The 15378-nt window shown below is 43.5% G+C and carries 10 protein-coding genes; 9 read left to right on the top strand and 1 reads right to left on the bottom strand.

Annotated elements, in window-relative coordinates; translation table 11 throughout:
* The first annotated feature begins 786 nt into the window (after window positions 1–786).
* The 3 genes from NSB03_RS00645 (at window position 787) to NSB03_RS00635 (ending at window position 4251) form a co-directional block, all read left to right on the top strand.
* Window positions 787–2328 (top strand): glycine--tRNA ligase, encoded by a 1542-nt coding sequence (locus tag NSB03_RS00645; protein WP_024986166.1) that lies wholly within the window; start codon window positions 787–789, stop codon window positions 2326–2328.
* A gap of 11 nt (window positions 2329–2339) precedes the next feature.
* Window positions 2340–2906, top strand: coding sequence for a BamJ family beta-barrel-assembly machinery protein (gene bamJ, locus NSB03_RS00640; RefSeq protein WP_024986167.1), 567 nt, complete (start codon window positions 2340–2342; stop codon window positions 2904–2906).
* A 172-nt stretch (window positions 2907–3078) separates the two neighbouring features.
* The gene (locus NSB03_RS00635) at window positions 3079–4251 is read left to right on the top strand and encodes an ATP-binding protein (RefSeq protein WP_024986168.1); all 1173 of its coding nucleotides are present in this window, start codon (window positions 3079–3081) and stop codon (window positions 4249–4251) included.
* On the opposite strand, the gene NSB03_RS00630 is transcribed toward NSB03_RS00635, so the two are convergent.
* Window positions 4248–5270, bottom strand: coding sequence for a LacI family DNA-binding transcriptional regulator (locus NSB03_RS00630; protein WP_136014159.1), 1023 nt, complete (start codon window positions 5268–5270; stop codon window positions 4248–4250). The two genes, NSB03_RS00635 and NSB03_RS00630, sit on opposite strands and share 4 nt — an antisense overlap.
* A gap of 178 nt (window positions 5271–5448) precedes the next feature.
* On the opposite strand from NSB03_RS00630, the gene NSB03_RS00625 reads away from it, so the two are divergent.
* From NSB03_RS00625 to xyl3A, 6 genes are all read left to right on the top strand, one after another.
* Window positions 5449–6381, top strand: coding sequence for an aldo/keto reductase (locus tag NSB03_RS00625; RefSeq protein ID WP_024986169.1), 933 nt, complete (start codon window positions 5449–5451; stop codon window positions 6379–6381).
* 18 nt (window positions 6382–6399) lie between these two features.
* Complete coding sequence (locus NSB03_RS00620) at window positions 6400–7323, top strand: amidohydrolase family protein (RefSeq protein WP_024986170.1); 924 nt, start codon at window positions 6400–6402, stop codon at window positions 7321–7323.
* 69 nt (window positions 7324–7392) lie between these two features.
* Window positions 7393–8409: a zinc-binding alcohol dehydrogenase family protein gene (locus tag NSB03_RS00615; protein WP_024986171.1), complete on the top strand. Its 1017-nt coding sequence runs from the start codon at window positions 7393–7395 to the stop codon at window positions 8407–8409.
* Window positions 8410–8632: 223 nt separating this feature from the next.
* Complete coding sequence (locus tag NSB03_RS00610; protein ID WP_024986172.1) at window positions 8633–10015, top strand: glycoside hydrolase family 43 protein; 1383 nt, start codon at window positions 8633–8635, stop codon at window positions 10013–10015.
* A gap of 65 nt (window positions 10016–10080) precedes the next feature.
* Window positions 10081–11679, top strand: a complete 1599-nt coding sequence (locus NSB03_RS00605) for a glycoside hydrolase family 43 protein (protein WP_024986173.1) — start codon at window positions 10081–10083, stop codon at window positions 11677–11679.
* 98 nt (window positions 11680–11777) lie between these two features.
* Window positions 11778–14363: a xylan 1,4-beta-xylosidase gene (xyl3A, locus tag NSB03_RS00600; protein WP_257466153.1), complete on the top strand. Its 2586-nt coding sequence runs from the start codon at window positions 11778–11780 to the stop codon at window positions 14361–14363.
* The last annotated feature ends 1015 nt before the right edge of the window (window positions 14364–15378 follow it).

The raw sequence follows: 15378 nt of genomic DNA, 5'->3' as shown, positions 1-15378 counted from the left end.
TCGCTTTGCTTTTACAATAGGTTATCTTTGCGGACATCAAAAAAGGAGGATGTCCATGCAAAAATACGAAATAAATTCATATAGGGACGCAAAGAACTCACGTTTTTTGTCCCCAGACCCACCGGCATAAATGGAAGCGGTCGATGCGTCAGCGCAAAGATACGGCAAAGATACGGACCAGACAAGTGATTTGGAAAATGTGCGTGTATAAATTCGTGTATCAAAAAAATGGATGTCTCCCTCCTTCCTCATTCCTTCCGAAGGAGGGTTAGGGAGGATGTTTTCTTTCTTTTTTCTTTTCTTTTCTTTTCTTTTCTTTGTGGAGATTTTGCCGGTTAAACCGCGTTTTTTGCCGTTTTTGTATGCAGTATCGCTGTTTTTGCATACAATATTGAGCTTTCTGTATGCAGCATCCGCATGTAATATCCGTATGTGGAAGGGGGGATGTGGCTTTTGAATGGATGTGTCGGGTGCGAATTGTCCGATTGTCTGGTATTAACAGTTGAGGTTGTCAGTTGTTAATAGCTGAACTGTCAGTTGTTAATAGTTGGGATATCAGGTATTAATACTTGAAACGTTGTGCATTGGCAGTTGTGACGTCAGTCATTAATACTTGAAAGCGTAAAGAGCAGGCGTCAACACTCTCCAAACAATGAAAATGAGACGAAGAAGGTCAGGAATAAGATAAATTAATACCCTCCCTGTCTTATTTATGAGATAAATCCCTATCTTTGTGGCACTTTTTACGAAAAAAGGAAAATCAAATTAATAGATATAGAAAAGAAAATGGCACAAGAAGACGTTTTTAAGAAGCTTGTATCGCATTGCAAAGAGTATGGTTTCGTATTCCCTTCGAGCGATATCTACGACGGACTAGGCGCTGTGTATGACTACGGTCAGATGGGCGTTGAATTGAAAAATAACATCAAGAAATACTGGTGGGACAGCATGGTGCTGTTGCACGAAAACATTGTCGGTATCGACTCTGCCATCTTTATGCACCCTACTATCTGGAAGGCTTCCGGACACGTTGACGCATTCAATGACCCTTTGATTGACAATAAAGACTCTAAGAAACGTTATCGTGCTGACGTGTTGATCGAAGATCAGTTGGCAAAGTATGACGAGAAAATCAATAAAGAAGTAGCGAAAGCTGCCAAGAGATTCGGCGAATCTTTTGATGAGGCTCAATTCCGTTCTACCAACGGACGTGTATTGGAGCATCAGGCAAAGCGTGACGCACTTCACACTCGCTTTGCTAAAGCTCTGAACGACGGTAATCTGGAAGAACTTCGCCAGATTATCGTTGATGAAGAAATCGTATGTCCGATTTCCGGTACGAAGAACTGGACGGAAGTTCGTCAGTTTAACCTGATGTTCTCTACTGAAATGGGGTCTACTGCTGACGGTTCTATGAAGATTTATCTTCGTCCGGAAACTGCACAGGGTATTTTTGTAAACTACCTCAATGTACAGAAGACTGGTCGTATGAAAGTTCCTTTCGGTATCGCACAGATTGGTAAGGCTTTCCGTAACGAGATCGTTGCCCGTCAGTTCATCTTCCGTATGCGTGAGTTCGAACAGATGGAAATGCAGTTCTTTGTAAAACCGGGAACTGAACTTGACTGGTTCAAGAAATGGAAAGAAATCCGTCTGAAATGGCATAAGGCTCTTGGCTTCGGTGATGCAAGCTATCGTTATCACGATCACGATAAACTGGCTCACTACGCAAATGCCGCTACTGATATCGAATTCCTGATGCCGTTCGGATTCAAAGAAGTGGAAGGTATTCACTCGCGTACTAACTTCGACTTGTCTCAACATGAGAAGTTCTCCGGCAAGAGCATCAAATATTTCGATCCGGAACTGAACGAGTCTTATACTCCGTACGTAATCGAAACTTCTATCGGTGTCGACCGTATGTTCCTTAGCATCATGAGCGCAGCTTATTGCGAAGAGCAGCTGGAAAATGGTGAAAGCCGCGTAGTGTTGAAATTGCCTGCTGCTTTGGCTCCGGTGAAGCTGGCAGTTATGCCGTTGGTGAAGAAAGACGGTCTGCCTGAAAAGGCTCGTGAGATTATCGACGACCTGAAGTTCCACTTCCATTGCCAATATGATGAAAAGGATAGTATCGGTAAGCGTTATCGCCGTCAGGATGCTATCGGTACTCCGTACTGTGTGACAGTTGATCATCAAACATTAGAAGATAACTGCGTGACATTGCGTAACCGCGATACCATGCAACAAGAGCGTGTAGCTATCTCTGAACTGAATAACATCATCGCAGACAGAGTAAGCATCACTTCTCTATTGAAAACTTTACAATAAACCTTTGACGAATGAGTAAAAAGATCTATTTATTCTCCTTAGTATTACTGGCTTTGACGTTCACGGCTTGTAGTGAAACGGAAGAAGTTGGCAAGTATGATAATTGGCAGGCACGTAGTGAGGCATTTATCGACTCTATAGCGAATGTATATGCTGGGCAACAAAATGGCAGCATAGCAGTTACAGATGAAAAGGAGAGACTCTATGCCTTTACAGATTTGACCAATAATCAAAAGATATATGTAAAGAAGATACAAGACGGGGATGGAACAGAGTCTCCTGTATATACTTCTACTATCAGTGCCTATTATCGTATGTCTTATTTGAATGGAGATGTAGTTCAGCAGACTTTCACCGGCACAGAGCCGACAGAGTTTGATTCCCCTGCAGAGTTTTCTTTGGATGGTGTAATTTCCGGCTGGTCTTATACATTGGTTCATATGAAAGCAGGTGATTTCTGGACATTATATATTCCATATCAAAGTGGTTATGGTTCCGGTACCGGTAGTGATGGATCTTTACAGGCATATTCTGCATTAGTCTATAATGTAAAGTTAGATAAGATTGTAGATAGATAGTCTTATATAATATAATGAGGATAAAGAGGTATTGTATCGTAATAGATACAATACCTCTTTTTTACTCAAGAAGACAATTTTGCCGAATAAAAACAGCACTTTTAACGAAAAGTGCTGTTTTTATTCGGCAATTTATCTTATATTTGCCTACATCATTAATAAACAATGGATTATGGATACGCTTTATAGAACATTTAGGATGTTGCTTAACAGTACATCAACAGAATTTGTACGATATCTTCACGACCAAATAGAATGGGATAGCCGTTTAATTGCGATTTTGGGTGCTAGAGGCATTGGTAAGACAACTATGCTTTTGCAACATATCAAGTTATATGATAACGTTGATGAAACTTTGTTTGTCACTGCTGATGATTTGTATTTTACTGAACATAAACTTGTTGATTTAGCTATGGAATTTTATCAACATGGTGGGAAGAAACTCTATATTGATGAGATTCATAAATATAACGGATGGGCTCGGGAAATAAAAAATATATACGATTTGATTCCCGCATTACAAGTAGTATATACCGGGTCTTCCATATTAGAGTTAGAGACGGGAGAAACGGACTTGAGTCGTAGAAAGTTGGAATATCGTATGACCGGGCTGTCTTTTCGTGAGTTTCTAGCTATATCTCGTGGATATCATCTGCCTGTTTATTCTTTGGAAGACGTATTAAATCATAAGGTCGATTTCCCTTATGACAAAGAGCGCCCTCTTCAATTATTCAAAGAGTATCTGCAACAAGGCTTTTATCCTTTCTTTAAGGAAAAAGGTTATTTTATACGGTTACAAAGTATTGTAAACCAGACTTTGGAAAATGATATACCTACGTTTGCCAAGATGAATATAACTACTGCGCAAAAAATAAAAAAGCTGCTGTATATTATAGCAAAAAGTGTTCCTTTCAAACCTAACTTTACTAAATTGGCTACATTGCTTGATATAAATAGAAACACGGTTTCTGATCTTATGTGCTATTTGGAGAAAGCCGGTATGATTAACCAACTTCGTTCGGATACGGAAGGTATCAGGCTGTTGGGGAAAGTGGACAAGGTTTATTTGAATAATACGAATTTGGCTTATGCTCTTGCCAACAATGTGCCTGATATTGGAAATATACGGGAAACTGTATTCTTTTCTACCATGAAAGCAACTTATCCTATTGTAACTTCTTCAGTTTCCGATTTCTCGATAGGCGATTATACTTTTGAAATAGGGGGTAAAAATAAGACGCAGAAGCAGGTACGGGATGTGGAAAATGCTTATATCGTGAAAGATGACATCGAATATGGCATGAGAAATATTATTCCGTTATGGATGTTCGGGTTTGTATATTAACGTAGTGGTTTAATACTACTCTCCCTAATCTGCAAATGTGTCGGAATCGTCACCTGCTTGATAGTCTTATCTCCTTTAATCTGTTCAATCAATAATTGGCAGGCTGCTTCCCCCATTTTATAGGTCTGATGAGACACGGCAGATAATTTGGGCTCCACATAATTAGCATGCTGTTCGTCCGTATATCCGATAATTGCTACATCATCCGGAATCCGGAGACCATGGCTCTTGATAACTTCCATAGCTGCGAAAGCCAATGTATCATTCATCGCAAGAATGGCATCGGGTGGCTGGGGGAGAGACAGTAATGTCTCAGTGGCAATCTTACCTTCCTCATAATCAATCTTACGGCAGACGACTAATTCCTTTTCAATAGGAATACGATTCTCACGCAAGGCTTCCAGATAGCCGTGCTTTCTTCTCTTTACAATATCCAGATGATTGGCTCCACCGATAAAGGCTACCCGTTTACTTCCATTATCCAACAGATGTTGTGTTGCCATTTGCGCTGATTGTGCCCCATCCGCTACGACCGAAGAAAACCGGTCTGTCAGGCAAACACGGTCGAACAGGATAAGGGGCATATTGATGTCTTTCAAGGCGGAGATGTGGGAGAAATCGGTTGTTTCTTGAGACAGACAGGCGATAATACCTTCCACACGCATATTGACCAGATTCTCGATGTTCCGCTTTTCGTGCTCGTAAGACTCATGCGAGGTCGTGATAATCACAAAGTATCCGTTGGCGATAGCCATGTTTTCTATCCCGTTCAGGATAGAAGCGAAGAAATGGGTAACGATATCCGGAACTACTACTCCGATGATGCGCGGTGCATTTTTCCGCAGGCTCATGGCAAAAGGGTTGGGGCGGTAGTTCATCTCTTTAGCCAGTGCCTTTGCTTTGGCGCAAAGTTCACGGCTGATTTCCGGACTATCCTTTAGTGCCCTGGATACAGTAGGAATCGACACCCCCAATGCTTGGGCGAGATCTTTTAATGAAGTATGTTTCCGGTTGTCCATTTGAAAGTCTGCAACTTAGATTCTTTTTACAAAGAAAGTACATTTATAGAAAATAAGAACATAAAGAACCATATTTTTTACGTAAACCGTTACGTTGGTTTTTCGACTGCTTTCTGCTGCACTGAAACTATTACTGACCTATTTTTGTCGCATACAAAATGATTTAAAACCTAAAAGTATGCAATACCATGAAATCGGAAAGACGGGGATGAAAGTTTCCTCTCTTAGTTTCGGAGCTTCTTCCTTAGGGGGAGTTTTCCATGATTTGAAAGAAAAAGAAGGCATCCAGGCTGTGTTTATTGCTGTTGAAGCGGGGATGAACTTTATCGATGTGTCTCCTTATTACGGACATTATAAAGCGGAAACAGTGCTGGGAAAGGCACTGAAAGAGCTTCCTCGCGACCGTTATTACCTTTCTACCAAAGTGGGACGTTATGGAAAGGATGGAGTGAACCTGTGGGATTACTCTGCCAAGCGTGCTACCGAGAGTGTATATGAGAGTATGGAACGCTTGAACATAGACTTTATCGACTTGATAAATGTGCACGATATTGAATTTGCCGATTTGAATCAGGTGGTGAACGAAACGCTGCCGGCTTTGGTGGAATTGCGTGAGAAAGGTGTCGTAGGTCATGTCGGAATCACCGACTTGCAACTGGAGAATCTGAAATGGGTCATCGACCATTCTCCAAACGGTACGGTTGAATCTGTCCTTAGTTTCTGCCATTATTGCCTGTGCGATGATAAACTGGCTGACTTCCTGGATTACTTTGAATCTAAAGAAATAGGTGTAATCAATGCTTCGCCGCTTTCAATGGGACTTTTGAGCGAACGGGGTGTTCCCGCTTGGCATCCGGCTCCAAAGTCTTTAGTAGAGGCTTGTCGCAAAGCAATGGAACATTGCAAAGCGAAAAACTATCCGATTGAGAAACTTGCCATGCAATTCTCTGTCAGCAATCCTCGCATTGCTACCACTTTGTTCAGTACGACCAATCCGGAGAATGTGAAAAAGAACATCGCCTTTATCGAAGAACCGGTTGATTGGGAACTCGTTCGGGAAGTGCAGGACATCATCGGAGAGCAGAAACGCGTAAGTTGGGCAAACTCATAAATAAGAAATCATCCAAACATGGACTACACAATTATTGATGCACATGCTCATCTGTGGTTACGGCAGGATACAGTCGTAGATGGACTCCCTATCCGAACGCTTGAAAACGGCCGTTCGTTGTTTATGGGAGAAATCCGGCAGATGGTTCCACCTTTTATGATAGACGGAGTGAATAGTGCGGAGGTCTTTTTGTCGAATATGGACTATGCGCAAGTGTCTGCCGCTGTCATTACGCAGGAATTTATTGATGGCATACAGAACGAATATTTAGCCGAGGTTGTTGCCCGTTATCCCAATCGTTTCTTTGTATGCGGAATGTGTGAGTTTCGTAAACCGGGATTTCTGGAACAGGCAAAGACACTTATAGCCAAAGGCTTTAAGGCTATCAAGATTCCCGCACATCGTCTGTTGCTGAGAGCGGGCAGGGTGATGCTGAATAGCTGGGAGATGATGCAGATGTTCCACTATATGGAGGAGCGGAATGTGATGCTTTCCATTGATTTGGCGGATGGGGCGACACAAGTTCCTGAAATGGAAGAGATAATTCAAGAATGTCCCCGGCTGAGGATAGCTATCGGACATTTCGGGATGGTCACGTTGCCGGATTGGCTCGAACAGATAAAGTTGGCACGTCACCCGAATGTAATGATTGAATCCGGAGGAATCACGTGGCTGTTCAATGACGAGTTCTATCCCTTCAAAGGCGCGGTTAGGGCTATTCGTGAAGCGGCAGAATTGGTAGGGATGGAGAAGCTGATGTGGGGTTCGGATTATCCGCGTACTATTACGGCCATCACCTACAAGATGTCCTATGACTTTGTGCTGAAATCGCCTGAATTGTCAGAGAAGGAAAAAGCGCTTTTCCTGGGAGAAAATGCCCGGCACTTCTATGGCTTTACAGACCTTCCCGTGCTGCCTTACATCAAGAATATGTCTGAATAGGGAGGGGTGTCTTAAATAGGAAAGGCTATAAAGTAATCGATTAATAAACTTATTTATTAAACATATCCAATGAAAGCAGTTCAAATTGTCAACCCCTCCGAAATGAAGGTGGTTGAACTGGAAAAACCGACCGTTGGTGCCGGTGAAGTATTAGTAAGAATCAAGTATGTTGGTTTCTGCGGCTCTGACCTGAATACCTTTTTGGGACGTAACCCGATGGTGAAGTTGCCGGTAATCCCGGGGCATGAGGTGGGAGCAGTGATTGAGGAAATCGGTCCGGATGTTCCGGCAGGCTTCGAAAAAGGGATGAACGTGACATTGAATCCATATACCAACTGTGGTAAATGTGCTTCTTGTCGCAATGGCCGTGTCAATGCCTGTGAGCATAATGAAACGTTAGGCGTACAGCGCAATGGAGTGATGTGCGAATATGCCGTATTGCCTTGGACAAAGATTATTCCGGCTGGTAATATCTCTCCGCGCGATTGTGCGTTGATTGAGCCGATGAGTGTCGGATTTCATGCGGTATCTCGTGCGCAGGTAATTGACAATGAGTTTGTGATGGTTATTGGTTGCGGTATGATCGGTATCGGTGCCATTGTACGTGCTGCTTTGAGAGGAGCAACGGTCATTGCTGTCGATTTGGATGACGACAAACTGGAACTGGCGAAGAAGGTCGGTGCATCTTATGTGGTTAACTCTAAGACAGAAAATGTACACGAGCGGATGCAGGAAATAACGGAAGGATTCGGTGCTGATGTGGTGATTGAAGCTGTCGGCAGTCCGGTCACTTATGTAATGGCAGTGGACGAAGTCGGATTCACGGGGCGTGTGGTTTGCATTGGCTATGCCAAGAGCGAGGTGGCTTTCCAGACGAAGTTTTTCGTACAGAAAGAACTGGATATCCGTGGTTCGAGAAATGCGTTGCCGGCAGATTTCCGTGCCGTAATCAATTATATGAAAGAAGGGGATTGTCCGGTAGAAGAACTGATTTCGAAGATAGCCCAACCGGAAGGGGCTTTGGACGCTATGCAGGAATGGGCGGCTAATCCGGGAAAGGTGTTCCGTATCTTGGTTGAGTTTTGATAGGTCCTTTTGATAAGTATAGTTGTTGATGCCCGTTGTTCCGGGTATGTAATAGGTGTGAGATGGGGTAATGTAACATGGGTAAATATAGATGTAACATCCTTTATCCGATATGTAGCATCACAAAGAAATCATGTAGCATACTTGGGGTAATATATCTGTTTGCATTTTCTATTTTTGTGATGTGGAAGATAACAAGGAACATTTATAGAAAACAAATATCATGAAAACAAAACTCAAATTGACGGCTGGTCTTGTTTTGCTCACGATCTGTCCTGCGTTGCAAGCACAGAATCCAGTGGTGCAAACCTCGTACACTCCTGACCCGGCACCCTTTGTTTATCGGGACACCGTATTCCTCTTTACAGATCATGATGAGGATGATGCCCAATACTTCAAGATGAAAGACTGGCAACTGTACAGTACCACTGATATGGTGAACTGGACTTATCGGGGGACTCCTATGTCGACAGCTACTTTCCAATGGGCTAAACAAGGAGACAATGCTTGGGCTGCACAAGCAGTAGAACGCAATGGCAAGTGGTATTGGTATATTTGCGCCGAAGACACTACGAAGCATTTGCATGGAATTGGCGTAGGCGTAGCAGATTCTCCCACAGGTCCCTATACTGATCCTCTGAAACGTCCGCTTATTCCGGGCGACTGGGGGTATATCGATCCTTCCGTTTTTATCGACGATGATGGGCAGGCGTATCTCTTCTGGGGAAACAACGGGCTGTGGTATGCCAGATTGAACGAAGATATGATCTCTTTAGGCAGTGAAGTGATAAAAGTCAATACAGAAGATACGGACGCTTTCGGACCGCTTGTGATGAAACATGATTATCAGTTGAATAAACGAATCCCGAAAACCAATTATGAGGAAGGCCCGTGGGTGTTCAAACGCAACGGAATCTATTATCTTGTCTATGCTGCCGGTGGAGTACCGGAACATATGGCTTATTCTACTGCAAAGAATATCAACGGTCCGTGGAAATATCAGGGGCGTATAATGAATGAAGCGGAAAACAGCTTTACCATTCATGGTGGAAGCATCGAATTTAAAGGGCGGAATTTCATGTTCTATCACAACGGCCTTTTGCCGAACGGTGGAGGCTTTCGTCGGTCTACTGCCATTGAGGAGTTCACGTTTGGTGAGAACGGTGAGATTCCTTTTATTCCTTTCACTAAAGAAGGAGTACGTACCCCGACTGCCAACCTGAATCCTTATCAACGGGTAGAGGCTGAAACAATGGCTTTCGGTTATGGCTTGAAGACGGACCGCCAGCCTGGCAATAATCATTATCTGACTTCCATTCATAACGGCGATTGGCTGAGACTTCGTGCCGTAGACTTCAAGAACGGAGAAGCGAATCATGTTGTCGCTTCTCTTCCTAAAGTAAGAGCAGGTGGAACCATTGAATTTTATGTAGACAATTTGGGTGGAAAACCGATAGCTATATTGCCTGTCGCACCAACTGATAAGAAGCAGCAAGAGTGGCAAGCGGATATTCAGAAGAAAGTGACCGGCATACACGACTTGTATTTGCTTTTCCGGGGTGGTGACGATGAATTGTTTGATTTCGATTGGTGGCAATTTAAATAATTCGCTTTCAAATAATTCGCTTTCAAATAATAGATAATATAGCCAGTTAACAAAAAACGATGATTATGCTGAAAACAAAAATCAACACTATTCTGCTGTGTACTCTTTTTACATGGTTCTTCCCGCTATCAGCCGGAGCACAATACCGTAATCCTATTCTTTATGCTGACGTGCCCGATATGTCAGTATGTCGCGCAGGCGATTACTTTTATATGGTTTCCACCACTATGCACCTGATGCCGGGAGCGCCAATCATGCGTTCGCCGGACATGAAACATTGGGAAACTATCAGCTACGTATTTCCCCGCATTGACGATGGTCCCCGTTATGATCTGCTCGAAGGTACTGCTTACGGGCAAGGACAATGGGCATCATCCATCCGCTATCATGACGGTAAATTCTATGTATGGTTTACAGCCAATGGCGCGCCCGGACGTGGGTTTGTCTATACTGCGACAGATCCGGCCGGTCCCTGGAAACTTCTTTCGCGCCCCCCGCATTTCCATGACGGTTCGCTTCTTTTTGATGATGACGGGCGGGTGTATCTCTTTCACGGTACAGGACAGCTTACGGAGTTGAAACCCGATTTGACCGATGTGCTTCCCGGTGGCATCAACCAGCAGATCTTTGAACGGGATGCTGACGAACAAGGTCTGTTGGAAGGTAGTTCCGTCATCAAGCATAATGGGAAATATTACTTGCTGATGATTTCTATGGATTGGAGTATTCCCGGCCGTCTGCGTCGTGAAGTATGCTATCGTGCCGATAAGATTACCGGACCTTACGAAAAACGTGTCATTCTTGAAACAGAGTTCGACGGGCATGGCGGTGTTGGTCAGGGATGCATCGTAGACGGGAAAAACGGTGAATGGTACGGACTGATTTTTCAGGATCGTGGTGGCGTAGGGCGTGTGCCGTGCCTCATGCCTTGTACATGGACGGAAGATGGTTGGCCTATGCTGGGAGACAAGAATGGGCGCATCCCGAATGATACCACTTTATCGTATATGTCAATGGAGGGTATCTGCGGTTCGGATGATTTTTCCGCTTCCGGGCTTTCTCTCTATTGGCAGTGGAATCATAACCCCGTCGATCAGGCATGGAGTCTTACCGATCGTCCCGGATTTCTGCGTTTGAAAACCTCCCGTGTGGTAGATAACCTGTTTGTTGCTCCCAATACGTTGACCCAACGTATGGTAGGACCGAAATGCATGGGCACTGTCAGTCTCTCTCTGGCGGGGATGAAAGATGGTGACCGTGCGGGATTATCGGCTTTTAATGGTGACAGCGGTGTGCTTACGATTGAAAAGAACGGAAATAAACTGTCTCTTGTGATGAGTGAACAGAAAAGTGTGTTTGATAAAACGAAGCATGCCATTAGCCGTGTGGATATGACCGAACAAGCCCGTATACCTCTTAAAAAAGAGCTTGTCTACTTGCGTGTGGAAGGCGACTTTACCAATGGACGGGATGAGGCTCGTTTCTCTTATAGTCTTGATGGGAAAGCATGGATACCTGTCGGTCTGCCTATTAAGATGAAGTTTGACTACACCCGTATGTTCATGGGCAGTAAGTTTGCCATATTTAATTATGCTACACGTTCCGTGGGCGGTTATGTGGATGTAGACTCTTTTGATTATTCGTTCTGTGATGCGTCAATGTAACACACAAATATGTATTTGTCACCAATGGAACATTGTTTTATTGGGAAATAGGCTATTTTTGTTTCCAAATTAATCATAACTAATAAGTATATAATATGATGAAAAGAGGTTGGATACCGATTATGGGTGTTTGTTTGGTGTTATCGTTTTCGGCATGTAAGCAGTTGCTGCCTTACCAGGACACTTCTTTAACGGCGGAACAACGGGCGGAGGATTTGTTGCCCCGGTTGACTTTGGAAGAAAAAGTATCAATCATGCAAAATGCGTCACCTGCTATCCCCCGGCTGGGAATTAAAGAATATGAGTGGTGGAATGAAGCGTTGCACGGTGTGGGACGTGCCGGATTGGCTACTGTTTTTCCCCAGTCTATCGGTATGGGAGCTTCTTTTAATGATTCATTATTATATGAAGTGTTCAATGCCACTTCCGATGAGGCTCGCGTAAAATCGCGTATTTTCGGTGAAAGTGGCGTGTTGAAACGCTATCAGGGATTAACATTCTGGACGCCGAATGTCAATATATTCCGTGACCCTCGTTGGGGACGTGGCCAGGAAACCTACGGTGAAGACCCTTATCTGACAGGGCAAATGGGAATGGCTGTAGTCCGTGGCTTGCAAGGACCGGAAGATGCCGGATATGATAAGCTGCACGCATGCGCCAAGCACTTTGCCGTTCATTCAGGACCGGAGTGGAACCGGCATAGTTTTGATGCGGAGAATATAGCTCCCCGGGATTTATGGGAAACCTATCTGCCTGCTTTTAAAGATTTGGTACAGAAAGCGCATGTAAAGGAAGTGATGTGTGCCTACAATCGTTTTGAAGGAGAGCCTTGTTGTGGCAGCAATCGCCTGTTGATGCAAATATTGCGGGATGAATGGGGATACAAAGGCATTGTAGTCTCTGACTGTGGAGCGATTTCCGATTTCCATAGACCGGGAACGCATGGGACTCATCCGGACAAGGAACACGCCTCGGCCGCTGCTGTGCGGACAGGCACAGACCTTGAATGTGGAAGTGAATATGCTTCACTGGCGGATGCTGTAAAAGCCGGGTTGATTGACGAAAAAGAAATAGATATTTCATTGAAACGTTTGTTGACAGCACGTTTTGAACTGGGAGAAATGGACGAACAACCGGCTTGGTCGGAAATTCCGGCCTCTGTGCTGAATAGTAAGGAACATCAGGCATTGGCTTTGCGTATGGCTCGTGAGTCATTGGTGCTCTTACAGAATAAAAACAACATCCTGCCTCTGAATACCCATCTGAAAGTAGCCGTTATGGGACCTAATGCCAATGACTCCGTGATGCAGTGGGGAAATTATAACGGTATTCCGGCACATACGGTTACCTTATTGGAAGCTGTCCGTGCCAAACTACCGGAAGGGCAAATCATATACGAACCAGGTTGTGACCGTGTGGACGGAAAGACACTCCAAAGCCTGTTTGATGAATGTAGCATAAACGGTAAACCCGGTTTCCTGGCAGAATACTGGAATAATCGTGATCGTGAAGGGGAAGTCGTTGCTACCGATCAGATTTCCACTCCGTTCCATTTTGCGACAACAGGGGCTACTACATTTGCGCCCGGTGTGGAAATCACTAGTTTCTCGGCTCGTTATGAATCAGTCTTTCGTCCTTCGCAGTCGGGTGATGTTGTTTTTCGTTTTCAATTGGACGGTGCGGTGACACTTATTATCGATGGCGAACAAGTGGCGGAAAAAGTATATGTAAAAAATCCGACGAATCTTTATACCTTGCAGGCAAAAGCCGGAAAAGAATATAAGGTCGAAATTCTGTTCACTCAACGGAATGAAGGGGCAACCCTCGATTTTGATATGGGCAAAGAGATGGAAATCAATCTGGATAAGGCTGTAGAGAAAGTAAAAGATGCCGATGTGGTTCTTTTTGCAGGTGGAATTTCTCCAAGTCTGGAAGGAGAGGAAATGCCGGTTGCTGTTCCCGGATTTAAAGGTGGTGACCGTACGGATATTGAACTTCCCGCTGTTCAGCGTAATCTGTTGAAAGCATTGAAGAAGGCAGGAAAGAAGGTGGTCTTTATCAATTATTCCGGTTCGGCTATCGGGTTGGTGCCGGAGACAACTACTTGTGAAGCGATTCTGCAGGCATGGTATCCGGGACAGGCGGGTGGTACGGCTATCGTTGATGCTCTTTGGGGAGAATATAATCCCGGCGGACGCTTGCCGGTCACTTTCTATAAGGATGTGAATCAATTGCCGGACTTTGAAGACTATTCCATGAAGGGGCGTACCTATCGGTATATGCAACAGCAACCACTTTTCCCATTCGGTCATGGGCTGAGTTATACTACGTTTACTTATGGTGAGGCTAATCTAAGTAAGAATACGATTGGAAATGGAGAAACGGTTACGCTGACTGTTCCGGTAAGTAATGTAGGGCAGCGCGACGGAGATGAAGTGGTTCAGGTTTATCTGCGGTCTCCGGCAGATAAAGACGGTCCTCGTTATACCTTGCGTGCTTTCAAGCGTGTCCACATTCCTGCCGGGCAAACTAAATCAGTAACCATTCCTCTTACCTATGAGAGTTTCGAATGGTTTGATGAGGCGACTAATACCATGCATCCGGTGGCTGGTACGTATGAATTGCTGTATGGAGGCTCTTCCGATGAAAATCAGTTGAAAGCGATAGTGATGAACGTGCAATAATCATACTTCCTGATTTTATCCAATACATTGGAATTATTTACTTTCTACTGCTGATATAAATAAGCGGCTGTCTAAAAAAGTCGCCAGTAACTCTAACTCCCCTCCTTCAGGAAGGAGGGGTGTCCGAAGGACGGGGTGGTAGGATAAACGAGGCTCTTCCTATCTTATTGTAGATGACATACTTATGTATTTATATATATTTACCTACCACCTCCCCCTACGGGTACTCCTCCTTCAGGAAGGAGGAGAATAATGATAGAACTGACTTTTTAGACAGCTTCCTACTAGAAAAGATTTTCTTCTTTTATTTCTCATATTCTCATCATTTTAGATAATACGCAGATTATCAAGTATGTTTCTTATGAGAAATACTTTCCGGAAATTCATTTCTCATACTTTTCCTCCTTATTTTATTCTTATTCTCATCCTATTTGGGGGCATATCAAGGTATTTCTCATAGTCAAATGCCCTTGTTTGCCTCTCTATCCTATGAGATATATAGAGCTACTTCACGTGTGATTCATTAATAGAAAAATTACTCTTCATTACCGGTAAACCTGTTTTTAGTTACTGGTAAAGTTGTTTTGCGCCTATTGCAAACTATAAACGCAAGTTTTGTTTTTATAAATGAAGCTTGCGTTTATATAATTGCAAGTTCTGTTTTTATAAACAAAGCTTGCAATTATAGATTGTAATTAAGAAAAAACAAGTTTATATACTGAGTTGCAGAAGTTTTCAATTAATAGGGAGCAAGTTTATTATTAATAGATCAGATCCTTTCCATTAATACTTATCGTGAAATCTTCTCATTCCACAGGCAATTGTCCTTAGTTGTCTTTTCAATCTGACATACCTCTTATCATTTTATGGATTTAAGACTGGTGTAACATCGAAAAAGAAGAATGTTACGTGTCTGTGATAAATGTAACCTGTATATAGATGCCTGTATCATGATTCTACATATATGATAAAACCGAATCGATACATTTGCAAACACTACTATGGAACAGAAAAT

It is taken from the genome of Bacteroides acidifaciens, from assembly GCF_024623065.1.
In the GTDB taxonomy this organism is placed as follows: Bacteria; Bacteroidota; Bacteroidia; order Bacteroidales; family Bacteroidaceae; genus Bacteroides; species Bacteroides acidifaciens.
The sequence above is the reverse complement of the archived record's forward strand: the minus strand, read 5'-3'. Positions and strand labels throughout refer to the sequence as shown.